Source organism: Mycobacterium xenopi (assembly GCF_009936235.1).
In the GTDB taxonomy this organism is placed as follows: Bacteria; Actinomycetota; Actinomycetes; order Mycobacteriales; family Mycobacteriaceae; genus Mycobacterium; species Mycobacterium xenopi.
Genome location: NZ_AP022314.1, coordinates 805,036 through 830,118, shown reverse-complemented (window position 1 = coordinate 830,118; position 25,083 = coordinate 805,036). Strand labels below are relative to the sequence as shown.

21 protein-coding genes, 4 tRNA genes and 3 pseudogenes are annotated in these 25,083 nt (G+C 65.1%); 14 read left to right on the top strand and 14 right to left on the bottom strand.

Annotation, left to right across the window (positions count from 1 at the left end):
• Positions 1-196: 196 nt before the first annotated feature.
• From MYXE_RS03710 to MYXE_RS03695, 4 genes and pseudogenes are all read left to right on the top strand, one after another.
• A complete protein-coding gene (locus tag MYXE_RS03710) occupies positions 197-1,354 on the top strand; it encodes a site-specific integrase (RefSeq protein ID WP_232061718.1) in 1,158 nt (385 codons plus the stop codon).
• 9 nt (positions 1,355-1,363) lie between these two features.
• Positions 1,364-2,002 (top strand): annotated as a pseudogene (locus MYXE_RS03705) (IS256 family transposase); the annotation flags it as partial.
• A 327-nt stretch (positions 2,003-2,329) separates the two neighbouring features.
• Positions 2,330-3,649: pseudogene (locus MYXE_RS03700) on the top strand (IS110 family RNA-guided transposase); the annotation flags it as partial.
• A gap of 134 nt (positions 3,650-3,783) precedes the next feature.
• Complete coding sequence (locus MYXE_RS03695; RefSeq protein WP_112649957.1) at positions 3,784-5,031, top strand: IS256 family transposase; 1,248 nt, start codon at positions 3,784-3,786, stop codon at positions 5,029-5,031.
• 310 nt (positions 5,032-5,341) lie between these two features.
• Here the strand turns inward: MYXE_RS03695 and MYXE_RS03690 are convergent, their stop codons facing one another.
• Positions 5,342-5,911, bottom strand: coding sequence for a hypothetical protein (locus MYXE_RS03690; RefSeq protein WP_139821107.1), 570 nt, complete (start codon positions 5,909-5,911; stop codon positions 5,342-5,344).
• Positions 5,912-5,965: 54 nt separating this feature from the next.
• On the opposite strand from MYXE_RS03690, the gene MYXE_RS03685 reads away from it, so the two are divergent.
• Positions 5,966-6,124 (top strand): hypothetical protein, encoded by a 159-nt coding sequence (locus tag MYXE_RS03685; RefSeq protein WP_161552040.1) that lies wholly within the window; start codon positions 5,966-5,968, stop codon positions 6,122-6,124.
• A gap of 201 nt (positions 6,125-6,325) precedes the next feature.
• Here MYXE_RS03685 and ltrA read toward each other — a convergent pair whose 3' ends face one another.
• From ltrA to MYXE_RS03660, 5 genes and pseudogenes are all read right to left on the bottom strand, one after another.
• Positions 6,326-7,699 (bottom strand): group II intron reverse transcriptase/maturase, encoded by a 1,374-nt coding sequence (ltrA, locus tag MYXE_RS03680; protein WP_085196455.1) that lies wholly within the window; start codon positions 7,697-7,699, stop codon positions 6,326-6,328.
• Positions 7,700-8,438: 739 nt separating this feature from the next.
• Positions 8,439-8,708: pseudogene (locus MYXE_RS24190) on the bottom strand (NUDIX hydrolase); the annotation flags it as partial.
• Positions 8,709-8,822: 114 nt separating this feature from the next.
• A tRNA-Phe gene (locus MYXE_RS03670) sits at positions 8,823-8,899 on the bottom strand.
• A 28-nt stretch (positions 8,900-8,927) separates the two neighbouring features.
• Positions 8,928-9,004, bottom strand: a tRNA-Asp gene (locus MYXE_RS03665).
• A 41-nt stretch (positions 9,005-9,045) separates the two neighbouring features.
• Positions 9,046-9,119 (bottom strand) — tRNA-Glu (locus MYXE_RS03660).
• Between the two features lie 123 nt (positions 9,120-9,242).
• On the opposite strand from MYXE_RS03660, the gene MYXE_RS03655 reads away from it, so the two are divergent.
• Positions 9,243-9,315 (top strand) — tRNA-Lys (locus tag MYXE_RS03655).
• A gap of 82 nt (positions 9,316-9,397) precedes the next feature.
• The gene (locus MYXE_RS03650) at positions 9,398-10,507 is read left to right on the top strand and encodes a F420-dependent hydroxymycolic acid dehydrogenase (RefSeq protein ID WP_085197736.1); all 1,110 of its coding nucleotides are present in this window, start codon (positions 9,398-9,400) and stop codon (positions 10,505-10,507) included.
• Positions 10,508-10,511: 4 nt separating this feature from the next.
• Here the strand turns inward: MYXE_RS03650 and MYXE_RS03645 are convergent, their stop codons facing one another.
• Positions 10,512-11,411 (bottom strand): class I SAM-dependent methyltransferase, encoded by a 900-nt coding sequence (locus MYXE_RS03645; RefSeq protein ID WP_003923016.1) that lies wholly within the window; start codon positions 11,409-11,411, stop codon positions 10,512-10,514.
• Between the two features lie 116 nt (positions 11,412-11,527).
• On the opposite strand from MYXE_RS03645, the gene MYXE_RS03640 reads away from it, so the two are divergent.
• Complete coding sequence (locus MYXE_RS03640; RefSeq protein WP_003923014.1) at positions 11,528-11,917, top strand: ArsR/SmtB family transcription factor; 390 nt, start codon at positions 11,528-11,530, stop codon at positions 11,915-11,917.
• On the top strand, positions 11,914-12,129 hold the full coding sequence (locus MYXE_RS03635) for a hypothetical protein (protein ID WP_003923012.1): 216 nt from the start codon (positions 11,914-11,916) through the stop codon (positions 12,127-12,129). The genes MYXE_RS03640 and MYXE_RS03635 overlap by 4 nt, the downstream gene beginning before the upstream one ends.
• 4 nt (positions 12,130-12,133) lie before the next feature.
• Here the strand turns inward: MYXE_RS03635 and MYXE_RS03630 are convergent, their stop codons facing one another.
• Complete coding sequence (locus MYXE_RS03630) at positions 12,134-13,138, bottom strand: oxygenase MpaB family protein (protein ID WP_003923010.1); 1,005 nt, start codon at positions 13,136-13,138, stop codon at positions 12,134-12,136.
• A gap of 68 nt (positions 13,139-13,206) precedes the next feature.
• Here MYXE_RS03630 and MYXE_RS03625 point away from each other — a divergent pair, with 68 nt between their 5' ends.
• From MYXE_RS03625 to phoU, 5 genes are all read left to right on the top strand, one after another.
• Positions 13,207-13,794 carry a TetR/AcrR family transcriptional regulator gene (locus MYXE_RS03625; RefSeq protein ID WP_003923009.1) on the top strand — a complete coding sequence of 196 codons (588 nt, stop codon included), beginning with the start codon at positions 13,207-13,209 and terminating at the stop codon, positions 13,792-13,794.
• Between the two features lie 118 nt (positions 13,795-13,912).
• Positions 13,913-14,929: an acyl-ACP desaturase gene (locus tag MYXE_RS03620; protein WP_003923007.1), complete on the top strand. Its 1,017-nt coding sequence runs from the start codon at positions 13,913-13,915 to the stop codon at positions 14,927-14,929.
• A 54-nt stretch (positions 14,930-14,983) separates the two neighbouring features.
• Positions 14,984-16,069: a tRNA dihydrouridine synthase DusB gene (dusB, locus tag MYXE_RS03615; RefSeq protein ID WP_415624473.1), complete on the top strand. Its 1,086-nt coding sequence runs from the start codon at positions 14,984-14,986 to the stop codon at positions 16,067-16,069.
• Positions 16,070-16,297: 228 nt separating this feature from the next.
• Positions 16,298-18,397, top strand: a complete 2,100-nt coding sequence (locus MYXE_RS03610; protein ID WP_085197741.1) for an LCP family glycopolymer transferase — start codon at positions 16,298-16,300, stop codon at positions 18,395-18,397.
• Between the two features lie 104 nt (positions 18,398-18,501).
• On the top strand, positions 18,502-19,185 hold the full coding sequence (phoU, locus tag MYXE_RS03605; RefSeq protein ID WP_003923002.1) for a phosphate signaling complex protein PhoU: 684 nt from the start codon (positions 18,502-18,504) through the stop codon (positions 19,183-19,185).
• Positions 19,186-19,194: 9 nt separating this feature from the next.
• On the opposite strand, the gene pstB is transcribed toward phoU, so the two are convergent.
• The 6 genes from pstB to MYXE_RS03575 form a co-directional block, all read right to left on the bottom strand.
• Positions 19,195-19,971 (bottom strand): phosphate ABC transporter ATP-binding protein PstB, encoded by a 777-nt coding sequence (pstB, locus tag MYXE_RS03600; RefSeq protein WP_003923001.1) that lies wholly within the window; start codon positions 19,969-19,971, stop codon positions 19,195-19,197.
• An 8-nt stretch (positions 19,972-19,979) separates the two neighbouring features.
• Positions 19,980-20,894 carry a phosphate ABC transporter permease PstA gene (pstA, locus tag MYXE_RS03595; RefSeq protein WP_003923000.1) on the bottom strand — a complete coding sequence of 305 codons (915 nt, stop codon included), beginning with the start codon at positions 20,892-20,894 and terminating at the stop codon, positions 19,980-19,982.
• Positions 20,891-21,958 carry a phosphate ABC transporter permease subunit PstC gene (gene pstC, locus MYXE_RS03590; protein WP_085197743.1) on the bottom strand — a complete coding sequence of 356 codons (1,068 nt, stop codon included), beginning with the start codon at positions 21,956-21,958 and terminating at the stop codon, positions 20,891-20,893. Before pstC ends, pstA begins: the two co-directional genes overlap by 4 nt.
• A gap of 41 nt (positions 21,959-21,999) precedes the next feature.
• Complete coding sequence (gene pstS, locus MYXE_RS03585; protein ID WP_003922998.1) at positions 22,000-23,115, bottom strand: phosphate ABC transporter substrate-binding protein PstS; 1,116 nt, start codon at positions 23,113-23,115, stop codon at positions 22,000-22,002.
• Positions 23,116-23,251: 136 nt separating this feature from the next.
• Entirely contained in the window at positions 23,252-24,154 is a 903-nt protein-coding gene (gene mshD, locus MYXE_RS03580; RefSeq protein ID WP_085197745.1) for a mycothiol synthase, read from the bottom strand.
• Positions 24,151-24,918 carry a winged helix-turn-helix transcriptional regulator gene (locus MYXE_RS03575; protein ID WP_085197747.1) on the bottom strand — a complete coding sequence of 256 codons (768 nt, stop codon included), beginning with the start codon at positions 24,916-24,918 and terminating at the stop codon, positions 24,151-24,153. The genes mshD and MYXE_RS03575 overlap by 4 nt, the downstream gene beginning before the upstream one ends.
• Positions 24,919-25,083 lie beyond the last annotated feature (165 nt).

Below are 25,083 nucleotides of genomic sequence, written 5' to 3'. Positions count from 1 at the left end.
TGCCAACCGTGTCGAGTGCCCGCGCTGTGGGAAACGCCGGGTCTTACGGTCGGCCACCGGCTGGTGCGGATCATGCTCACATCCTGGTCGGCCACCGAGCCCGGACACGGCCTGTGTCGAGTGCGGCAAGGTGACCCGACTGGCCGGGGCAGGGCGGTGTCGGTCCTGTTGGGCCAGCTCGCCCCACCGCATCCTGGTGCGCGCAACGAACGTCGCTGTTGCACTGGATGATCCGCCTGATTGGCTAGGCGACTTCGGTGCCTACCTGGTCGGACGTCACCATCCCAGCCGGGCCTGCGGCATGCTCACCAGATTGGGAAACCGGTTGGCGGACGACACGACTGCCGTGCATGCACGGACGCTGCTAGAGTCCGTCGCCGCGGACGGGCCGCTGGCGCGGGCCCTGGAAGACTTCCTCACCGCGAACAAGCTGGCGATACCCCCGGACCGCGACGAACGCCGCGCCGCTGCCCGTCGAAAGTCACGCATCGATGCTGTGCCTGAACCGCTGCGGTCGGCGGTGGCCGGGTTCGCCGAGCACCTCGTCGCCGGCCGCGATCGCGCCCGCCGCGCTGGCACCCACCCGCGCGGGCACGCCACACTCGAGGCCCGGCTCACCGCGATGCGTGATTTCGCGCAGTTCCTGACCGAGTGCCGCGGCAAAACCGACTGGGCCACCGTCGATGTCGGCGACATCGAGGCGTTCCTGCATGCTCATCCCGGCCGACGCGCCTCCTATCTGACCGGGCTGCGCCAGTTCTGCCGCTACGCCCGGCGGCGCCGGCTTATCCTCATCGACCCCACCGCCGGCCTGAACGCCCCGCAAACGATGGCATTTCGCGGACCGACCCTGCCCCCCGGCCGGCAACGCGAGCTTTTCCGGCGGTGGAGCACCCGCCCCGACGTGCACCCGCACGAGGCGCTCGTCGGACTGGCCGCCCTGCTACACGGCGCCACCACCCAAGAACTGAAGCACCTCACCGACGACGACATCGACCACACGTCACGTCGCGTCCAGTTCGGTCGCCGACCGCAGCCCACCCCATTAGACCCATGGACCTGGACCACATTGCAACGCTGCCTCGATCACCGTAAGAGACTCGGCAGCAACAACTCCCACGTTCTGATCACCATGCAGACCAAAGCCACCCGAGCAGCGGCCTCCGACAGCTACCTCAAGAACACCCTGCGCGCGGTCGGCATTCAACCCCGCATCCTGCGCTCCACCCGCCTGGTCGACCTCGTCGGCACCGTCGACCCCAAACTCGTCGCCGACATCTACGGCCTGACCAACGAGGCCGTCATCGCCTACCTCGCCGACCATGTCGATGACGCCCGCCTGCCCAACCCGTGACAATTCAGGCGCCACCTCGCACAGGTTCGCGCGAACCCGTGCGCTTTCTCCAAGTACTGGCTGCGGGTCTTATCCGAAATCAAAAACCGAGGAGTCAACGACGTGTGCATCGTGGTGTGCGACGGCCTGAAGGGCCTGCCCGACGCCATCGGGACCGTATGGCCGGCCGCGATCACCCAGACCTGCGTCATTCACCTGTTGCGCAACAGCTTTCGCTATGCCTCGAAGCGTGACTGGGCCGCGATCGCTAAAGATCTCAAACTGGTCTACACCGCGGCCAGCGAGTCCGCAGCGTTGGAAGCATTCGCCGTGTTCAGCCAGACCTGGGGCCCGCGGTACCCGGCGATCATCAAGCTGTGGGAGAACGCGTGGGCCGAGTTCGTCCCGTTCCTGGCTTTCGACAAGGAAATCCGCAGCGTGATCTGCACGACCAACAGCATCGAAAGCCTCAACTCGCGCATCCGCAGGGCCGTGAACGCCCGCGGCCACTTCCCGACCGAGCAGGCCGCGCTCAAGTGCATCTACCTGGCGATCATGAGCCTCGATCCAACCGGCAAGGGCCGCAAGCGTTGGATGAACCGGTGGAAGGCGCCGCTCAACGCATTCGAGATCGCTTTCCCGAGACGACTGACCCCAGGCCGAAAGTAACAACACGACAAGGAGTTACACCGTTAACTTGACAGCCTCCCGACCACCGAAAACAAGATCATCACAGGCCGGCTGAAAAATCAGGGTCTGACATTTAGCCTCTGTGTGAGTCCACGGGCAGGTCCGAGGGTCCGACTGGGACACGTGGTGATCCCTGAAGTTTGAGCGGCCTCCCGTGGACTTCGGTGTCTGGTCGTGCGGTGTCCTTGTTCGGGAACTTGGAGCCAGCCGGTGGGTGTAGACTCCTGCTTAGAGAATGTCTGGGCCGTGGCCGCGGCGCTCAGTCACCTGGTGGTCTGAAAGAGCCAGTGGCTGAAGGGTTTTACAGTGACATTGACGTTGGGGATCGACGTTGCGGTTCGGGCTGCGCATCAAGCGACGCTGTCCCGTGACGGCAAGACGGTGTGGCGGGGTCGTAAGTTCATGACCCGCACCGAGGAGCTGGAGCGGGTGTGGGCCGATGCGGGTGTCGAGGATCCGGCCGAGCTGACGGTGGTTGTAGAGCCCACCAGAAACGCCTGGATCGTGATCGCCGAGTGGTTTCGCCGGCGCGGCGCGAAGGTGGTGATGGTGCCGACCACGCAGTCGGCTGACCTGCGCAAGTACTACTCCAAGCACGCCAAGAACGACCGGATCGACTCGGAGCTTTTGGCCCGGCTGCCGCTGCTGCATCCTGATGGGCTGCGTGAGTATTCCGGCCAAGGGCCGGCTAATCCGTTGCGGCGGCTGGTCAAGCAGCGTTCCACTATGGTCAAGCGCCGCACCGCGGTCTACGCCCGCCTCGACGCGCTGATCGAGCTGCTGGGACCGACCTGGTATGCGGTACTGGGCTCGAATTACGGTAACGCCGCGCTGGAACTTTTGGCTCGTTACGCCGATCCGCACGCAGTGATCCGGCTCGGCCAGGCCAGACTGGCCCGGTTCCTTGCCACGCGGTCCCGCGGCAATTGGCGTGACGAGCATGCCGCCGGCCTAATCGCCGCAGCCAGAGAAACCCTCGCCCTATGGAATGTCGAGGGCACCGATGGGATGGACTTCGCCGAACTGTCCGCCGATATCGCCCACGAGGCCGAACAAGCATTGTTTTTGACCCGTCAGATCAAAGCGATCGACGAGCGGATCGCCAACCTCTACACAGACGCCGACCCGCAGGGGATCGTCGCGTCCGCACCCGGCGTCGGCCCCACCATCAGCGCGGTCATCGCCGGCCGGATCGGCGACCCGCACCGGTCCACCTCGCTTGCGGCGATCCGCGCCTACACCGGACTAATCCCGAAAGTCAGCCAATCAGGGGTGGTCAAGACCGAATCGTCGATCACCAAGGCCGGCGACCCACTACTGCGCGAAATGCTTTACACCGCAGCCGATCAGGCACGCAAAGTCGACCCCCAATTTGCCGCAAAGTACCAGCGTCTGATGGCCGGGGACCGCCACCACGACTCAGCGATCTGCCACCTTGCCACCATGCTGGTCACCCGCATCGCCACCTGCATGCGCGCAGGACAGCGCTACCAACTGCGCGACATCGACGGAACCGCGATTACAGAATCCGAAGGCCGCGTCATCATCAAACAGCGTTACCAACTCGACCCCCGCCAGCGCGACCACGCCCGCCACAAACTCATGCACAAGCGCCGCAATAAGGCGGGCCAGGCGTAGTTGCGTCCAGGGGCGTGGTGTATGAGCCGGTAGGGCCGGTGGGCGTGTCGTAGCGCGGTAGAGGGCGGTCATCGCGTGATCCTTCGAACGATCAGCAAAGTCAACCGAAGGAGAGCAACGCGATGACCTCACCACACCTTATCGACGCCGAGCAGCTGTTGGCCGACCAACTCGCCGAGGCCAGCCCGGACTTGCTGCGAGGGCTGCTGTCGGTGTTCATCCACGCCTTGATGGGCGCGGAAGCCGACGCCATCTGCGGGGCCGGCTACCGCCAGCGCAGCGATGAGCGGTCCAACAGCCGCAACGGCTACCGGCATCGTGATTTCGACACCCGCGCCGGCACCATCGATGTGGCCATTCCCAAGCTGCGTCAGGGCAGCTATTTCCCGGACTGGCTATTGGAGCGACGCAAACGCGCTGAGCGTGCCCTGACCAGCGTGGTGGCCACCTGCTATCTGCTGGGAGTGTCCACCCGGCGGATGGAACGCCTCGTTGAAACACTGGGTGTGACGAGGCTTTCCAAGTCGCAGGTGTCGATCATGGCCAAAGAACTCGATGAGCAGGTTGAGGCGTTTCGCACCCGCCCGCTTGACGCCGGCCCGTACACGTTCGTCGCCGCTGATGCCCTGGTGCTCAAAGTCCGCGAGAACGGCCGCGTCGTGGGCGTGCACACCCTGATTGCCACCGGCGTCAACGCCGAGGGCTACCGCGAGATCCTGGGTGTGCAGGTCAGCTCCGCCGAGGACGGGGCAGGCTGGCTGGCGTTCTTCCGCGACCTGGTCGCCCGCGGCCTGTCCGGGGTCGCGCTGGTCACCAGCGACGCCCACCCCGGCCTGGTCGCCGCGATCGGGGCCACCTTGCCCGGAGCGGCCTGGCAGCGCTGCCGCACCCATTACGCGAACAACCTGATGGCGGCCACCCCGAAGTCCTCCTGGCCGTGGGTGCGCACTCTGCTGCACTCGGTCTTCGACCAGCCCGACGCCGAATCGGTTGTTGCCCAATACGATCGAGTCCTCGACGCATTGTCGGACAAGCTCCCCAAAGTGGCCGAACACCTCGACGCAGCCCGCCCGGATCTGTTGGCGTTCACCGCTTTTCCCAAACAGATCTGGCGCCAAATCTGGAGCAACAATCCCCAGGAACGGCTCAACAAAGAAATCAGGCGCAGGACCGACGTCGTGGGCATCTTCCCCGACCGGGCCTCGATCATCCGCCTCGTCGGTGCCGTGCTGGCCGAACAACACGACGAATGGATCGAAGGACGACGCTACCTGGGCCTTGACGTGCTCACCCGCGCCCGCACAGCACTGACCAGCACCGACGAGCCCGCCGGACAGCAAACCAACACCACCCCAGCCCTGACCGCCTAGACTGCCACCCGAAGGGTCACGCGATCGAACGAACTCTTACACCACGTCACTGGGCTTGGCCCCAGGCGTCACAGGAGTCGCCAAGCGCTCCAACATCCCAGCCCGCTAAACCCAAGCCTACGACGAGCCCACAAGTGGCTTGACTTCAGTTAGGAACTCAAAGACCCCGGGTTGTAGTTAGGCAGGCCGAGCTTGCCGACAGGATCTGGAACCCCACCAGTAGATGGATTACGGGGGTCAGGTGTGGGCGCCGGGTCTCGCTTCCAGGTTCTGTCGACAGGACGCACCTGCTTGCGATCGTCGTCGCCCGTTATCTTGTCGTCCGGCCTGGCTTTCGGCTCGTCGAAGGTGAAGGTCTCCAGCGCGGACAGCGCCTCGTCCATCTTCTGGGCGTTCTCGCGGTCATGCTCCAACATTGCCGCGACCCGATGCCGGATGTAATTGCGGTGCCTTCTAGCTTCCTCCTGGCGTTTCTGGTACTCGGCGTCGCTGGCGAGCTTGCCGGTGTAGGTACGGTGTAGTCCGGCCCGACCAAAAACCCCGCTTCGCGCACTTCCTGCACCGCGTCGAGCACCGTGTTGCGGCTGGCGGTCATCTGGTCGAAGGCGGCCACGCACACCTTGTCGCCCGCGCGCAAGGGGTCGATCGCGCCGACGGTCACTCGGTCCAGGTCGCGCTGGCGGGCTTCGAAGTTGGCTTGCTGCGCCTGGACCGTCCACTCGGTGCCGCCAGGGTGCTGTGCGGCGTCGCGGGCCGCGGTGAAGGTGTGCTCCAGCCAGTCGGCGGCACGACGGAAATAGTCTGCGGAGTCCAGGTAGTGCTGGAAGCTGGCGGACTCGACCTCGGGCAGCGACGGCAGCTCGGGTGGCTCAGCGAGCATCAGAGTCTCGCGGACGCGCCGACCGCGCGCAGCTTGGCCGCCGAGGCGGCTTCGTTGTTCTCGAAGCTCTCGGCCGCGTTGGTGAGTCCGTCCGCCGTGGAGCGCTGGCGGGTGCTCCCGACTGTTAGGGCTTTGGCGGTGGCGGCGCGGTACCGGTTGGACCTGCCCGCCCCGGACTGCCAGGGCGACGCCGCCGGGTTGAGCGGGGCGTGACTGCGGACAGCTCGGCTGCTCTCCCCTCGGACTGGACGGCCTCGACATGCAGCCCAGCCGGGTCGACCTTCAGTGAGCTCACGCTGAGCATTGGTAGTCAGGGGCGCGGTGTCTGCAAGGCAGACCCGTTTCCCCATCCCCCTTTCAATCCGTGCGTGCGGTTTTCCCGCACACGGCTTACCGATGATCTTCTAGACATGGTTACGCAGCCTTCGGGTAACGGATGGTGCCACGAAGTCGATACAGGCCGTGCCCGTTGAACCACGGCTCAGTCCACTGATCAGCTTGCCCAGCACGAAGGTTGCGGCCCCGCTTCTTAACCATCAAGCGGAACAACCGCCGCCACACGTACCGGTCGATCTGGGTGAACTTGTCGGCGGCGTTGCCGGTGCGAAAGTAATTTCCCCAGCCGCGCAAGATCGGAGTCAGCTCCGCGATGATGACGCGGATGTCTGTCCCGGCGCGGTTGCGGCCGGTGCGGTCGCGGACCTTCTCCCGCAGCCGCTTCATCGCCCGCTGTGACGGCCAACGGTGCAGGTAGTAGCGCACGATGCGCCGTTGTTCCCACAGCCGCCCCGACATGCGAGCTCGGAAGTGACAGCCCAGAAAATCCAGCCCCTCCCGACCCTCCCGTAGGTCGACTACCTTCGTTTTGTCCGGATGCAGCCGCAATCCCAATGACGCCAAGATTTCTCCCACCGCCGCCAAGGCGTGCTCGGCTTGTGCCGCGTTGCGACACAGCACCACACCGTCATCGGCGTAGCGCACCAACTCACCCACCCCACGGGCAGATAACTCAGTGTCGAGCACGTGCAGGTAGATGTTGGCCAGTAGCGGCGAGATCACCCCGCCCTGCGGTGTGCCTGCGACCGTCCGCTCCAACACACCTTCGACCATCACTCCTGCCTGCAGCCACAAGCGCAGCAGTTTGAGCACCCGCCGATCCGAAACCCGTTTACTGACCTGAGCCAGTAGCCGGTCGTGGTCGATTTCGCCGAAGAAATTGGCGATATCGAACTCGACCACAAACTGATAGCCCTCGATGAACCCGGTCCGCAAGCGTTCCTTAGCCATCGTCGCCGACCGCCTCGGCCGAAACCCATACGAGCACGACAAGAAATCCGCCTCGAAAATCGGTTCCAACACGATCTTGGCCGCCGCCTGGGCCACCCGGTCTCGCACCGTGGGTATCCCCAACGGCCGCTTACCGCCCTGTGGTTTGGGGATCTCCACCCGGCGCGCTGGCGCCGGACGGTAACGACCCGTGCGAAGGTCACCGCGCAACTCACGCAACATGCGGTCCACGCCGTAGTCCTCCACCGCGGCCACGGTGATGCGATCCACCCCGGCCGCGCCCTTGTTCTTGCACACGCGAAACCACGCCTCCCACAGGACGTCACCCCTGTAGATACGGTCAAACAGGGCGTGGAAACGCCGACCCTCAGACTGCTTGGCCGCAGCCCATAGCGCCCGTTGCAGTTGTCGCACTTTCACTCCCGACGGGCTCAACGGCTCGTCATCGGCTACGGCAAGCAATGGCTTGCCGGGGTTATTGGACCGGAGCGATCCGGTCATGCCCTCACACTTACCCGCTTCGCGCACGTGATCAAAGCAGGGGCCCTTCCCTCCCGACGCGTTATGCTGCACGCCGATCAGCGGTACTATGACCCCCTCGGACTCCCGCTGTGCTCCAAGGACTTTCACCATCGGCTTATACCCTTGGTCTCTTGCCCGACGCGGGCGTGCGCAGACGGGTCTCTCCAGTTCCGAACCAGACTGTGTGCACGTGCCATCTCCCCTACCCCGAGGAGACCCGACGAGCTGACCCCGGACCGGGACTCGCCGGACGTGGCCTTCACCGTGACATGAGCGGCTCGGCTCTCCTGTTGTGAATCTGACGAGGCTGCAGAGTTCGCGATGCTGCTACGGCCCGTGCACTTGCTCCCTCCAAAGAGGCTCTTGACACCCCGCTTAGCCCGTCGCCTCTCAGCGACGAACCGGGGCCTGCTACCCGGCGCTCCGGTGCTTACCGGGACGGGACTTCCACCCGCTAGCCTGATCCAGCTTTCTGGACGCACCATGCCCGGATTGTAACGGTCGCGATTATTGGAGGGGAACGCGTTGCCGAGCAGGCGACAATACGACGAAATCGGGGGGACCAGGCACGCAGGCGAGGTTTCAGCGTCGGTCTGCGAGCATCACCGCGCGCAGGCGAATCGCGCAAACGGACTAAAAGGGGCGGCATCGTACTGTTAGCCGCGTTTCTCGGTCCGCGCGTCTCGAAATCGGTCATTTTCGTGCGGTCAGCGATTTGCTAGGCGCCTGGCGCTCGACTAGCCCGTACGAGGTTGACTCCGTCGTGGGCACGCGAATGAGCATCTTCGGCGAACGCGTCCAAGGCACGTACGGCGAATGCAGGGTTCATCGCAGACCGAACTTCTTCCCTTGTCGTCCAACGAACTTCGCGAGCTTCAGAAGTGGGGTGCGTGTTCCCCTCGGCGGGATGGCAACGGTAGACCAGCGCGACAATCCCTTGGGCGAGGTTCTTGTAAACACCGGTAAGGCGTTCCACAACGACGGTCAACCTTCACCGACTGCGCAGAACCGAAGCGGGCGACCCGACGAACAAGACCGGACAAGAACCGGACAAACCCCACCATCCATAGAGTGCAGAAACCGTGTCCATGCAGGTCAGACCTGGTGGCCAGGGGCGGGATCGAACCGCCGACCTTCCGCTTTTCAGGCGGACGCTCATGCCGACTGAGCTACCTGGCCGGAAGACAGCGTGTGTGTCTCGCCGCGATGGCGACCCTGACGGGACTCGAACCCGCGACCTCCGCCGTGACAGGGCGGCGCGCTAACCAACTGCGCCACAGGGCCTTGCCTTGTTTTATTGTCTGCTCCGCGTTGCCGCGTCGCGGTACCCCCTACGGGATTCGAACCCGCGTTACCGCCTTGAAAGGGCGGCGTCCTAGGCCGTCTAGACGAAGGGGGCCAGAACCGAATCTCTCCGGGGTACTCGCAACGTGGTGTCGTTGGGAGCCACGCCAGCTTAAGTTACCGCCGACCGAATCCTCAAACGAGCCGCACCCCACAAACGCAGTATCCTGTGCCTCGCGCCCCTATAGCTCAGTTGGTAGAGCTACGGACTTTTAATCCGCAGGTCCCAGGTTCGAGTCCTGGTGGGGGCACTGTGCCGTTGTGACCTGCGGCAATGCCGGTCGGCGGCCTGCCGGCGTTGACGCCAACGCACGCTTTGGGTATTCCCGGCCCATGAAGGCAATCTCACGGCGCTCTTTCGGCCAGCTCTTCGCGGGAACGGGCCTGCTCGGCGCAACGGGCGTCGTCGCCGGACTCGCGGCGGGCTGCACCTCGAAACCGGCGACATCGCCGTCCACCCCCGCGGCCCCGCCGCCATCCGGGCGAGGCGTGGGCTTCGTGCTGTCTCACGAGCAATTCACGACGGCTCAGCTGCTGGACCAAGCGGAGGCTGCCGAGCGTGGCGGGTTCCGCTATTTGTGGGCCAGCGACCACATCCAACCATGGCAGGACAACGAGGGGCACGCGATGTTTCCGTGGATCACGCTGGCACTGGTGGGCCAACGGACCAACCATGTCCCCTTCGGCACCGGCGTCACCTGCCCAATCTTCCGCTATCACCCCACGACCGTCGCGCACGCCTTCGCCTCGCTCGCGGTCCTTCATCCCGGGCGGGTCTTCCTCGGCGTGGGCACCGGCGAGCGGCTCAACGAGCAGGCCGCAACCACCCAATTCGGCAGCTACCGCGAGCGCCACGACCGCCTGGTCGAAGCTATCCAACTTATCCGCCGACTCTGGAGCGGACAGCGAATTTCGTTCCAGGGCCGTTATTTTCAGACGAACCAGCTGAAGATCTACGACGTGCCGAAGTCACCGCCACAGATTTTTGTCGCGGCGGGCGGCCCGAAGAGCGCGCAGCTGGCCGGCCAGTACGGCGACGGATGGATCACTCAAGCCGACAGCGTCAAAGACCCGAAGCTCGTCGCCGCGTTCAACCAGGGTGCGCAGGCCTCCGGCCGTGACCCCGCCAATCTGGGCAAGCGTGCCGAGATGTTCGCCGTGGTCGGCGACCAGAACGACATCAACCACGCCGCCGAGCTATGGCGGTTCACCGGCGGTGCCGTCGACCAACCGAACCCCGTCGACATTCAGCATGCGGCCGAGCGTAATTCGCTTGACAAGGTGATCAAGGGCTGGACGACCGGCACCGACCCGGCTACGCATATCAAAGCGGTGCAGGCCGTTCTCGACGCCGGTGCGACGCCATTTATGCACTTCCCCCAGCGCGATCCGACCACGGCGATCGAGTTCTACCGCACGAAGGTGCTACCAGAGCTGCACTGAACGGCTAGCGCAGCACCGCGCTGAGGTAGGTCACGTCGGCAAAGGCCGCCGCCACGTCGTCGTCTGGATAGACGAATCCGTTTTCCGCGTGCAATTGCGCGACAGGGCGGTGGGAAACCTGCCAGCCGCGCCGGCTCAGGTACTCGATGATGTGGCCGCGTTCGCCGTGGTAGACAAGTTCGTTGAAATCGACGACGTCGAAGCCCAATTCGGCCATCCGCTCGTGATGCGCGCGCCATCGCTCGTCGGCGAAAATTGCAGTGTCGGGTACGAATTCCAATGCCAGTCGGCTGCCCGCCGCGCTCAGCGCGGTGATGCGATCGAACAACGCGTCTTGGGCCTCCGACGGCAGGTAGACCACCAATCCCTCGGCGCTCCACGCCGCAGGCACTTGGGAATCGAACCCGGCCTCTTGAAGCGCTGCGGGCCAGTCGTCACGCAGGTCGACGGCCACGGTGCGCCGCTCGGCTTTCGGCTCGGCGCCCAGCTTTTGCAGTATCGAGGTCTTGAACTCGACGACCTCGGGCATGTCGACCTCGTAGACGACGGTGCCGGCCGGCCACGGTAACCGGTAGGCCCGCGCGTCCAGTCCCGCGGCGAGAATGACCGCCTGGCGAACACCGCACTGCACCGCGTCGAGGAAGTACCGGTCATAGAACCGGGTTCGCACCGCCATGCCCCGGGCCATCCGGTCCGGGTCGAAATCGGAGCCCCCCCTGACCGGTATCTTGCCGTCCACCAGCCGGGTGTAGACGTCGATCCCAACCGCACGCACCAGCGGAGCGGCAAACGGGTCGTCGATCAACCGCCTCTCAGAGGCCAGCGCCCGCTGCGCAGCGACCATCGTCGCCGTCGCTCCCACGCTCGTCGCGAGATCCCAGCTGTCGCTCTCGGTGCGCACCATCTCGCCCTCATCCCGACCGTGCCAGCAATATAGTTAGGCTATTTACTACCACACGAGTCTGCGTATCGCGCAGGCGGGGTTGACACGGCCGGGCCGCCTTGCACTATTATCTGCGTATGCATGCAAATAGCCAGGGCTCGCGGTTACCCGAGGACCAGGTCAGTCTGGTGGTCGAGGTGTTCCGCATGTTGGCCGACGCCACCCGGGTCCAGGTGCTGTGGTCGCTCGCGGAGCGCGAAATGTCGGTCAACGAACTCGCTGAGCACGTCGGCAAACCCGCGCCGTCGGTGTCACAACACCTGGCAAAGCTCCGGATGGCGCGCCTGGTGCGTACCCGCCGGGTCGGAACGACGATCTTCTACAGCTTGGAAAACGAGCACGTGCGTCAGCTGGTCGTCGACGCCGTCTTCAACGCCGAGCATGCCGGCCCGGGGGTGCCACGGCATCATCGCACCGACGCCGGGCTGCACGTGGTTTCCGAAACAACGGCACAACAAGGGAGATGAGGACTATGCCACACCACGACCACGCTCACGAGGCGCCGCATTCGCACGAGCACCAGCACGGCGGCGTGGCTCACACCCATGTGCACACCACGCACGAGCACGACCACGTCGAGCACGAGCACTCCCACATCCACGACGACGGAACCGAGCACACCCACCAACACGTGCACCAGTCAGGGCTCGAGGAAGCGCACATCCACGCCCACAGCTGATGGGTCAGACGTTGGGGCAGTAATGCTTTGGGTTGCCACGCTCATCAAGCGGCGGCAGGTTGCGCGCGGGCGTGTGTACTAGCGGGGCATCGGCCGGGATGCGGCCCGTGGCACGGTCCCATCCCGCCCGGGCCCGGGGATGCTTGCGGTAACGACAAGGCACGCAGGCGAAGATCAGACGCACCAGGTCGCCGAAGCGCCGATGCAGCCACTCATCGCGGCGCGACCAGGTATAGCCCATCAGCTCGCGAATCGGCGGATCGTAGAGACCGACCGTCAACCAGACAAAGAACGGCGCCAACAACTTTCGCTGCACCGCCCACAGCCAATCCGGAACCCATTGCGCAAACGGCGGTTTCGGTAACGTCGTCAGATTGAGCACCTCGCGGGCGGCCCAGTTGTTCTCCAGCACTTCGCGGCACATGTGGTCCCAGTAAGCCTGGAATTCCTCCCAGGTCTTTGGCACGGGTCGCATGCTCATGCCATACATTCGGTACCACTCGACGTGCTCGTCGAACAGTCGACGTTTTTCCGCCTCCGTCAGTCCGCCGCAAAATCGTTCGGCCACAATCAAAGTGCCGACGAAGAACGTGGCATGCGCCCAATAGAAGACGTCGGGATTCAACGCGTGATAGCGACGACCCTGCCTGTCGACGCCCTTGATGTCGACGTGGTAATCGCGTACCTCTGCGCCGGTCAGTGGGGCGCGGTCACCGTCGAAAACCACGCCACCAATGGGATACAGCGAGCGCAGCAGCCGCGGCCAGCGTTCCCGGAAGAACGTGGAGTGTTCTTCGACTGCCGCCCCTAGTTGAGGGTGCATGTTCTGCATGGATCCCGCCCACGGGCCCTGCAGCATGCCACGCCAGTCACCGAAGTACCGCCAGGTCAGCGACTTCGGGCCCAGCGGCTTGGGCGGCGCCTGGTATCCCAGCTGCGAAACCGGGCAGCCGGTGGCCACCCCGCTTTCGCTGGTCAGCGGGAACGGGGCAGACGTATCTTGGGTCACTGAGATATGTCCTGTCGCGGTCGGCAATTCTGACTACGTCCGTTGTCAGTTTCTAGCCTAGGAGAGATGTGCCTTCGGGTCAACGACGGGGCCGCTGGTCCGGCGTGCCCCTGCAAGATCGCCAGGCCATGCGCCGTGACCGGCTGATCGCCGCCGGGGTGCAGCTGCTCGGCGGCGAACAAGGACCGGCGGTAACCGTCCGCGCCGTGTGCCGTAAAGCCGGCCTGACCGAACGCTATTTCTACGAAAGCTTTTCCGACCGCGACGAATTCGTGCGAGCCGTGTACGACGACGTGTGCACGCGCGCCATGTCGACCCTGGCGTCGGCGAGCACGCCGCGGGAGGCCGTGGAGCAGTTCGTCGCGCTGATGGTCGACGATCCGGTGCGGGGCCGGGTGCTGTTGCTGGCGCCAGGTGTGGAGCCGGTGCTGACTCGCTCCGGGGCGGAATGGATGCCCAGCTTCATCGACTTGCTTCAGCGCAAGCTCACCCGCATCAGTGATCCGGTGCAGCAGAACATGGTCGCCACCAGCCTGATCGGCGGGCTGACCGCCCTGTTTACCGCCTACCTGGACGGACGACTGGCGGCCACCCGCAGCCAGTTCATCGACTACTGCGTTGAGATGTTGCTGAGCAGGGCCGCGGCCGCCCCGTAGCGCGAGCGGACCCGCGCGGTCTCGATCTGGACATGCGGCTGAGTCGGCCAAACTTGATGCTACTGGCATACACAGATATATTGACTGCAACCATCAGGCACAGATAACTGGAGGGTCCATGCCGTCAGAGCTGACCGACCTACAGCTGTTGCACGAACTCGAGCCGGTCGTCGAGAAGAACTTGAACCGGCACCTATCCATGCACAAGGACTGGAACCCGCACGACTACATCCCGTGGTCGGACGGCAAGAACTTCTACGCGCTCGGCGGCCAAGATTGGTCCCCCGAGCAGTCGAAGCTCTCCGACGTCGCACAGGTGGCGATGGTGCAAAACCTGGTCACCGAGGACAACCTGCCGTCCTATCACCGTGAGATCGCCATGAACTTCGGCATGGACGGCCCCTGGGGGCAATGGGTCAACCGCTGGACCGCCGAGGAAAACCGGCATGGCATCTCGCTGCGTGACTATCTTGTGGTGACCCGCGCGGTCGATCCCGTCGAGCTGGAGAAACTACGCATCGAGGTGGTGAACAGGGGCTTCAGCCCGGGCCAGAACCATCAGGGCGAGTATTTCGCCGAGCGTCTCACCGACTCGATCATCTATGTCACGTTCCAGGAGCTGGCCACCCGGGTTTCGCACCGCAACACCGGCAAGGCGTGCAACGAGACCATCGCCGATCAGCTGATGGCCAGAATCTCGGCCGACGAGAACCTGCACATGATCTTTTACCGCGACGTCAGCGAGGCCGCGTTCGACATCGCACCCAACGTGGCGATGTGGTCGCTGCACCGGGTGCTGCGTCATTTCAAGATGCCGGGCTTCCTGGTGCCTGAGTTCCGCCGCAAGGCCGTGATCATCGCCGTCGGCGGCGTGTACGACGTGCGCATCCACCTTGAAGATGTGGTGAAACCGGTGCTGAAGAAATGGCGCATCTTCGAACGTGACGATTTCACCGGTGAAGCCGCCTGGATGCAGGAAGACCTCGCGCTGCTGATGGACGAACTAGAAAAAGAGTGCGAGAAGTTCGAGGCGTCCAAGCAACGTTACCTTGAGCGCCAGGCTCGCAGGCAAGAGAAGATCACCGCCGAGCGGGTGCTCAACACCGCGGGAACGCTTCGGATGAGTCGGCGGTAGCCCGCGTTGCGGATCGGTCCGATCACGCTCGCCAGCCCGGTGGTGCTGGCCCCGATGGCGGGCGTGACGAATGTCGCGTTCCGCACGCTCTGCCGCGAACTGGAGCAATCCAAGGTCGGCACGGTCAGCGGGCTTTACGTCTGCGAGATGGTGACCGCGCGCGCACTGGTCGAGCGCTATCCGGCCACCATGCACATGACGACGTTCTCCCCCGAGGAGTCACCCCGGTCGCTGCAGCTGTACACCGTCGACCCGGCCACCACCTACGCGGCCGTGAAGATGGTCGCCGACGAGGACCTGGCCGACCACATCGACATGAACTTCGGCTGCCCGGTGCCCAAGGTCACCCGGCGTGGCGGCGGGGCGGCGCTGCCGTACAAGCGGCGATTGTTCGGTCAGATCGTCGCCGCGGCTGTGCGCGCCACCGAGGGCACCGACATACCGGTGACGGTCAAGTTCCGCATCGGCATCGACGACGACCATCACACCCACCTGGATGCCGGGCGGATCGCCGAAAGCGAAGGCGCCGCCGCGGTCGCGCTGCATGCCCGCACCGCCGCCCAGCGCTACTCCGGCAGCGCGGACTGGGAGCAGATTGCCCGGCTCAAAGACCACGTGCGCACGATTCCGGTGCTCGGCAACGGCGACATCTTCGACGCCAGTGACGCGCTGACCATGATGGCTGCCACCGGGTGCGACGGCGTGGTCATCGGGCGCGGCTGCCTGGGCCGGCCATGGCTGTTCGCGGAGTTGTCGGCCGCTTTCACCGGCCGTCCCGCGCCCACCCCGCCCACGCTGGGGGAGGTCGCCGACGTCATCCGCCGGCATGCCAGCCTGCTAGCCGCCCATTTCGGCGAAGACAAGGGGATGCGTGATCTGCGCAAGCACATCGCCTGGTACCTGCACGGGTTTCCAGCAGGCTCGGAGTTACGGCGGGCGTTGGCGCTGGTCAAAACCCTTGATGAGCTCGACGCCCTGCTAACGCGACTCGACGCCGATGTTCCGTTCCCGCCCGCTGCAATCGGGCCGCGGGGCCGGCAGGGATCGCCCGCCCGGGTGGCGCTGCCCGACGGGTGGTTGGCCGACCGTGACGACTGCACCGTACCGGCGGGTGCCGACATCATGCACTCGGGCGGCTGACTCGGGTACCGCCTCGACGTCGCGTTTCTGCGCATGGCTCAGTACGATGTGGAACTTGTTGCAGTACGCGCAGGCGGCGAACCCGCTCGGCGAGCAGCGGCGCGGCTGCCACAACCACAGCGCGACCTTACGAAAACGGCGCGGTTCTGCAGTGCCGTCAGCATCGGCGCTGCGTGGACGCACGCGCTCTCGACTGGGTACCCACCAGAGTTCGGAGGCCGGTAGGACATGAGTGACGGCGACTACGGCGCCACTCCCGACCCTCCGCGGAGCCCAGGTGCCGACGACGCCAGCCTCACCCGGACACGGTCCCCGGCGCCACGCCCGCCGTGGGAGCGCTTCTCGCCGCTCTCGTCGCCAGACCATGCCGTCGATGCGCGCCCGTTCGCCGGAACGCGGCAATGGTCTGCGCCGCTGCCGGTGGACGAGACCGCAGGCCACGCCGAGGACGCCGAGCCGACGGGCTGTCACACCGACGGCGGCTTAACGGTCGCCGACCTGATCGCCAAGCTCGGTGGCGCGCCTGCCCAGCGGCCCCGCCATCATCACGCGGCTCCGGAAACCGAGCCACCCGTCGACGTCCCTGCGTGGCCTGCGCAGACAGACGACGAACGCTTCGAGCCGGTGCGCAGTCTCGCGCCACGCGCGCCCGCCGCGGAATCCGAACCCGAGCAAACCGCGGTGCTGCCCAAGGCGTCGAGCAGGGTGCCGCCCCGGCGGATCGGCACCCCATCGACCGCCGAAGATGCGGACGCTCAACCCAAGCGCGGTCGCCGCCCGATGCTGCTCGCCGCACGCTGCATCGCAGCGTTGATGGCCGTGTCAGCGCTGGCCCTGACCGGCGGGGCATGGCAGTGGAGCGCCTCGAAGAACAACCGGCTCAACAACATCAGTGCCCTGGACCCCCATTCGCGCGACGTCGTCGACCCCAATGCGCAGCATGGTGACGAGAACTTCTTGATCGTCGGCGTCGACTCGCGCGCCGGGGCCAACAGTCAGATGGGGGCCGGCGACACCGAGGACGCCGGCGGCGCGCGCTCCGACACCGTCATGTTGGTCAACATCCCGGCGAGCCGTAAACGGGTGGTCGCGGTGTCTTTTCCACGCGACCTGGCGATTACCCCCGTGCAATGCGAGGCCTGGAACCCAGATACCGGTGCTTACGGTCCGCTCTACGACGAGAAAACGGGGACATACGGTCCCAAGTACGTGTACACCGAGACGAAGCTGAACTCGGCGTACGCATTCGGCGGCCCGAAGTGCCTGGTCAAGGTCATCCAGAAGCTGTCCGGGTTGTCGATCAACCGCTTTATCGCCATCGACTTCGCTGGGTTCGCCAAAATGGTGGACGCGCTCGGCGGCGTGGAGGTGTGCAGCAAGACCCCGCTGAAAGACTACGAACTGGGCACGGTGCTCGCGCATGCCGGACGGCAGATCATCGACGGGCAAACCGCACTGAATTACGTGCGCGCCCGCCAGGTCACCACCGAAGATAACGGCGACTACGGGCGCATCAAGCGCCAGCAGCTGTTCCTGTCGTCGCTGCTGCGTTCGCTGATCTCGAGGGAAACGTTCTTTTCGCTGACCAAGCTCAACAACGTGGTCAACTTGTTCATCAGCGAAAGCTACGTCGATAACGTCAAGACCAAGGACCTGGTCGACCTCGGCCAGTCGGTGCAGGGCCTCACCGCCGGCCACATCACGTTCGTGACCGTGCCGACGACCGGCGAAACCGACGAGAACGGCAACGAGCCGCCGCGCACCGCCGACATGCGCGCACTCTTCGACGCGATCATCAACGACGACCCGCTGCCCAAAGAAAACGACCAGAACGCCACGTCGACGCCGCCCACCAAATCCACGACCAGCAAAGCGCCGCAGCCCAGTCCGGCCACCGAGGTCCGGGCCGAACGGGTCCAGGCTGTCACCGCCACCCCGCAGGAAATCACCGTGCAGGTGTCCAACTCGACCGGCAAGACCGGGCTGGCCACCACCGCCACCAACGAGCTACAGCACTACGGCTTCAAGGTGATGGCGCCCGACGACTACCCGAGTTCGCTGAACGGCACCACAGTGTTCTTCTCGCCGGGTAACGAGCAGGCCGCCGCGACGGTGGCAGCGACACTGCCCAACTCAAAGGTCGAGCGGATCACCGGAATCGGGCAAGTCGTGCAGGTGGTGCTCGGCCCGGATTTCCGCGCCGTGTCGGCTCCGCCGCCCGGGGGCTCATCGGTCAGTGTCGAAATCGATCGCGGTACCAACAGCACACCGACCAAACTCCCGGAAGACCTGACGGTGACCAACGCCGCCGACACCAGCTGCAAGTAACCACAGGCAAATTCGCGGTGATCCGAACCCGGGAAGTCGGCATTCATCGCCAATTCATGTCGCCCTTAACCCCGGTTGTGGTGTCAAGAACGTACGCTTGACACATGCGGACCGCTTACCATGAACAGCTCGCCGCATTATCCGAGCAGCTCGGCGAAATGTGCGGGCTGGCCGGGGTCGCCATGGAACGCGCAACGCAGGCGCTGCTGCAGGCCGACCTGGTAATGGCCGAGCAGGTGATTTCCGACCACGAAAAGATCGCTGCGCTCAGCGCGCGGGCCGAGGAAAGCGCCTTTGTGCTGCTGGCATTGCAAGCACCGGTCGCCGGCGACCTGAGGGCGATCGTCAGCGCTATCCAGATCGTCGCCGATATCGACCGGATGGGTGCGCTGGCGCTGCACGTCGCCAAGATCGCGCGGCGGCGTCATCCCCAACACGTGCTTCCGGAGGAAGTCAACGGCTACTTCGCCGAAATGGGAAGGGTCGCAGTCGAATTGGGTAACAGTGCCCAGGAGGTACTGCTGTCCCGCGACCCGGAGAAGGCCGCCCGCATCCGCGAAGAAGACGATGCGATGGACGATCTGCACCGACACCTGTTCACGGTGCTGATGGACCGCGAATGGAAGCACGGGGTGGCCGCGGCCGTGGACGTGACGCTGCTGGGCCGGTTCTACGAGCGTTTCGCCGACCATGCCGTGGAGGTCGCGCGGCGGGTCATCTTCCAGGCGACCGGAAAGTTTCCCGAAGGCAAGTTCTCCGACAACGACACGCTGTCGGCTTCGGGTTAACCGCTTCGGCTAGCCGAAGCGGCCGGAGATGTAGTCCTCGGTCGCCTTTTGGGTGGGGTTGGAGAAGATCTTCTCGGTGTCGTCGATCTCCACCAACCGGCCCGGCTTTCCGACGGACTCGAGGTTGAAGAACGCGGTTTGATCGCTGACCCGGGCAGCCTGTTGCATGTTGTGGGTGACGATCACGATGGTGTAGTCCTGCTTCAACTCGGCGATCAGGTCTTCGATCGCCATCGTCGAGATCGGGTCCAGCGACGAGCACGGCTCGTCCATGAGCAGCACATCGGGTTGCACTGCGATGGCCCGCGCGATGCACAACCGTTGCTGCTGACCACCGGACAATCCTCCGCCGGGCTTGTCCAGGCGGTCCTTGACCTCGTCCCAGAGGTTGGCGCCCCGTAGCGAATATTCGGCGGTCTCGTCGAGCACCTTGCGGTTGCGCACGCCCTGCAGCTTTAGCCCGGCGACTACGTTGTCGCGAATCGACATGGTAGGGAAGGGATTCGGGCGCTGGAACACCATGCCGATAGCGCGGCGCACACCCACGGGATCGACACCGGGGGCATAGATGTCGTCGTCGTCGAGCAACACCGTACCCTCAACCCGCGCGCCGGGAATGACCTCGTGCATCCGATTCAATGTGCGCAATACGGTCGTCTTGCCGCAGCCTGATGGGCCGATGAACGCCGTGACGCTGCGCGGCAGAATCGACAGCGACACGTCGGCGACCGCTTGGAACGACCCGTAGTAGATATTGACCTCTTTGAGATCCAACCTCTTGGCCACCGAAACTCCTACAACTTCCCAGGCGCAAACATTTTCGCGACCAGCCTCGCCCCCACGTTAATCACGGCGATCAGCAGGATCAGCGTCAACGCGGCGCCCCAAAGCCGATCGGTGGGGACCGGGTTGGCGCCCGCGCCTGCTGATGTCTGGTCATACATCATGCCGGGCAGCGATCCCATGAACCCGCCGAACAAGTTGAAGTTCATGGTCTGCGAATAGCCGACCAGGATCAGCAACGGAGCCGTCTCACCCATCACCCTAGCCAACGCCAGCATAATCCCGGTGACGATGCCCGACAGTCCCGTCGGAATCACAATCCTGGCAACGGTTTTCCACTTCGGCACACCCAACGCGTAGCTGGCCTCACGCAAATCCACCGGGACGATTCGCAACATCTCCTCGGTGGCCCGCACGATCACCGGAATCATCAACAGCACCAACGCCAACGACACTGCAAACCCGGAGCGGGGAAAACCAAGGGTGGCCACGAAGAGCGCGTAGATGAACAGCGCCGCCACGATCGAAGGGACTCCGGTCAGGATGTCCACCGTAAACGTGGTCAGCTTGCCCAATCGACTGCCGCCACCGTATTCGACCAGGTAGACGGCAACGAAAACGCCGATTGGGATGGAGATGACCGCGCAGGCCAGTGCCTGCAGGACGGTGCCTACGATCGCGTGATAGGCGCCGCCGCCGGTGACGAACGCGGTCAGACCGGCTTGCGAATGCGTCCACCACACGCTGGACGTGACGGCGTGGAAGCCCTTGACCGCCACCGAACACAACACCCACAGCAATGGTACGAGGGCGATCGTCACCGACAGCGTCACCAACACGGTCGCAATGTTGTCGGCGGCGCGTCGACGCAAACTGACCGCGGCGAATGTCCGCGCCTTGACCGGGCGGTCCAGCATCGACGTCATCGGCGCCTTCTTCCGGCAACCGCGGCCCGCGCCAGGGCGTTGACCACGAACGTGACCAGGAACAGCACCAGCCCCGCCGCGACGTAGGCGCCGGCCTTGAACTGGTCGTTGAATTCCGATGCGGCGGCCGCGATTTTGGTGGCGAACGTGTATCCCCCGTCGAACAGCGACCAGCCAAACGCCGATTGAGTGCCGCGCAAGATAATCAGCAACGCCACGGTCTCACCCAGCGCACGGCCCAGCCCCAGCATCGCGCCGCTGATGTAGCCGGAGCGGCCGAACGGCAGCACGGTGGTTTTGACGACCTCCCATCGGGTGGCGCCCAACGCCAGCGCGGCTTCGATCTGCCCTTGCGGGGTTTGCACGAAGACCTCTCGGGTGACGGCGGTGATGATCGGCAGGATCATCACCGCGAGCACGATCCCACCGGTGAAGATCGTGCCCCCGCCAGCCACCGACGCGTTGCCCGTGGCGAACAGGAAGCACCGGCCCAAGTGCTCGTTAAGCCAGGTGGCGATCGGCCGCAGTTGCGGTGCCAGCACATACAGGCCCCAGATGCCGTAGATGATCGACGGCACCGCGGCCAGCAGGTCGACCGTGTAGGCCAGCGGCCCTGCAGCGCGCCGCGGCGCGTAATGGCTGAGAAAGATTGCGATGCCCAAAGCGACGGGCATCGCCAAGATCAGGGCGAACAGTGACACGAACACCGTCACCTGCAGCAGATCGCGAATGCCGAAGTGCATCGCGGAGGTGTCGGTGGTAATCCAGTTGCCGCCGTAGGTGAAGAAGTTTTCCTTGTCGCGCGCCAGCGCCGGTATGGCGCGCCACAACAGGAACACCCCGATGGCGCCGACAACGATGACGATCAGGACGCCGGAGCCCTCGGAGACGCCGCGAAATAACCGATCGCCCAGGCGCGGCTTGCCGCTGGCCCACGGGCTGGTGGGGGCGGGCGGCGGTTCCGGGATAGCCGCAGCGACGACCTCGCCCGAACCCGCACCGGCTGGATTGGGTGTGGTCACCGTGGTCCCATCGATCCCGTCACTTTCGGCTCTGGCATCCATCTTCACCGCAGACACTGCGACTGATCGGGCAATCACGACGATTACTGGATCGCGTTGACCGCGGCGACGAGGCGCTGCTTGAACTTATCGGGCAGCGGCACGTATCCGGCGGCCGACAGTCCATCCTGGCCGCCGTTGGCGGCCACTGTCAGAAACGACTTGACCGCGACCGAGGTGGCCCGGTCATAGCCCTTGGAGCACACAATCTCATAGGTGGCCAGCACTAACGGGTAGGCACCGGGCTCCTTGGTGGCGTACAGCGCGGTCAGGTTCAGCATCAGGTCGTTGCCGTGGCCCTCGAACCTCGCGTGGTCGATCGCGTTGCGGGCCGCCTCGTCGGTGAGCTTGACAGCTCCGCTGCCGGTGTCGATTTGCGCGACCCGCACACCGGCCTGGTCGGCGAAGCCCTTCTCGACATAGCCGATTGCACCGGGCGTGGTCTGCACGGCCTGGACCACGCCCGCCGACTTTTGCGCGCCCTCGCCCACTCCGCCCTGAAACTCGGTGCCGACTCCTTTGGTCCAGCTCTCGGGTGCGGCCGCGGTCAAATACTTCTGGAAATTGTCGGTGGTACCCGAGGAGTCCGAGCGGTAGACGGGCGTGATCTTGGTTTCCGGCAGCGCCGCATCGTGATTGAGCGCCACCATCGCCGGATCGTTCCAGCTGGTGATCAACCCGCTGAAAATCTTGCCCAGCACGTCGGCGTTGACCACCAGGGAGTCGACGCCGGGCAAGTTGTAGATCAACGCGATCGGCCCGAATACCAACGGCAAGTCCCACGCCGGATTTCCGTTGCAGCGCTTGGCCGCTGGCGCGATTTGGTTGGCGACCAGCGGCGAGTCCGACCCGGCGAAGTCGACGTGGCCGGCAATGAACTGCTCGCGGCCGGCACCGGAGCCGGTCGGGTTGTAGGCCAGACTTTTGCCTGGGCATGTCTGACCCCAGGCTCGGTTGAACAACGCGATCGCGTTCTGCTGGGCGGTCGAGCCCTCGGCGGTCAGTTCGTTCTTGCCGCCGCAATCGACAGCTGGCTTCCCGGACGCGCCTTTGCCCGAGGGCGCGTTGTTGTCGCTGCCGCAGCCGGTCAGCGTCAGGGCCGCGATCGCCGTCGCGGACACCACGACGTCCCGTGCCCTGCGGACCATGTCGAGCTTCACCTGGCCTTGCTCTCCTGGCTTCGCTTAGTAATCCCGGTATCAGCTCGCCAGCCACCCGGAAGGTATGCGCCGGCGATGGCCACGATCCACAGGAGAGGTAAACAGCGGGTGAACGAACGTGGGGATCGTTTCGCGATCACCCCGGAGCGGCTGCGTAGGCGGTGTCGACGCTGTGCAGCGTGAAACCCAGACCCTGATAGGTGCGCACGGCGGCGACGTTGTCCGACTCGACGTAGAGCATCACCGTGGGTTCCGCGGCATCTTTCAGCCGGCGGGCCAGGGACGCGACGCCGATCGCGGTCAGCAGGCGCCCGAGTCCACGGCGGTGCACGGCGGGGTCGACACCGACGACGTAAACCTCGCCCAGGCCGGGATGTGCGGGGTGCACCTTGGTCCAGTGGAAGCCGAGCAGCCTGCCGGTCGCGGTGTCGAACGCCAAGAACAGACCGTGCGGGTCGAACCACGGTTCGGCGCGGCGTTCAGCGAGGTGGGCTGCGGTCCAGCCGCCTTGTTCGGGGTGGTCGGCGAATGCGGCGTTGTTGACCCGCAGCAGCTCGGCGTCGTCGGATGGGCCGGCGTAGGTGCGGATTTGTACCCCCTCGGGAATCGCTGGCTCCGGCACGTCGCGCAGCGGGCGGCGCATCTGCCACAGTTCACGCACCGCCACCAGCCCCAACGCCGAGGCTGTCGCGCGCGCAGGCTGCAGTGTGCCGTGAGCCCAAAAGCGGGTTCGCCCACCGGTTTTGGCCAGCGCAGCGCGTGCCATCGCAGTGCCGATACCGCGGCGGCGGGCTCGTGGGTGGACCACTAACTCCGCCATCGGGGCTCCCCGGTCGTGAGCCGGTGCGAGGTTGAGATAGCCCACGATCGATCCACCGCCGGCAGCCAGTAGATGCTCGGTGCGCTGGTGCGCCAGCTCTCGCAGCACCTGCTCGCCGACCGGTGCTATTCCATCGAAATCTGTTGCAGCAGAGATGATTTCCCGCACCTGACGCTGTTCGTCGTCGGACAGCGCCCAGCGCCAGTCGCCCGGTGTCACTGACTGCGCAGCGGGTCGACCAGTGGACCTTGCACACCGCCCTGGTCTGGCTCGATGTCGTCGGTATTCTGCGGTTCGGGGTTTGACGCGCGGCCTCGCGCCGGTCGCACAGCCTTATATCCCACGTTGCGGACGGTGCCGATCAGCGCCTCATGCTCAGGGCCGAGTTTGGCGCGCAGTCGCCGCACGTGCACATCGACGGTGCGGGTGCCACCGAAGAAGTCATATCCCCACACCTCGTGCAGCAGCTGGGCCCTGGTAAAAACCCGGCCGGCGTGCTGCGCCAGGTACTTCAGCAGCTCGAATTCCTTGTAGGTGAGGTCGAGCGGGCGGCCGCGCAGCCGCGCAGTGTACGTGCCCTCATCGATCACCAGTTCGCCGAGCGTTATTTTGCCGGCGGTCTCCTGGTCCGCCAAGCCGCCGCGGCGGCCGACCACCAGCCGCAGCCGCGCATCGATCTCGGCCGGTCCGGTGCTGGGCAGCAAGATCTCGTCGAGGCCCCATTCGGGGCTGACCGCCACCAGGCCGCCTTCGCTCACCACCGCCACCAGCGGCATCGATCTGCCGGTCGAGGCAAGCAGGCGGCACAAGCTGCGGGCGGCCGGCAGGTCGTTGCGCGCGTCGACGATCACAACGTCGGCGGTTCCCGCCTCGAGCAGCGACGACACGTCTGCCGGCGCTGTCCGCACGGTGTGGGCGAGCAGCGACAACGATGGCAGGACCCCGTCGGCGTGCGGGTCTGCGGTCAGAAGCAGCAGGTCCAAAACCCCTCCAGCGTCGTGGGAAGGCCTTCTGCGGGAAAGGCCTCGCCCAAGACTGATGGCGACATGTGTAATTTGCGGCCAGGTCATCTAACGATAACGTGCTACCTGGTAGTTAGCGCGGCGACGATGCAGAGCGCGCAGCGCGATGAGAAGGAGCCGCGCAGT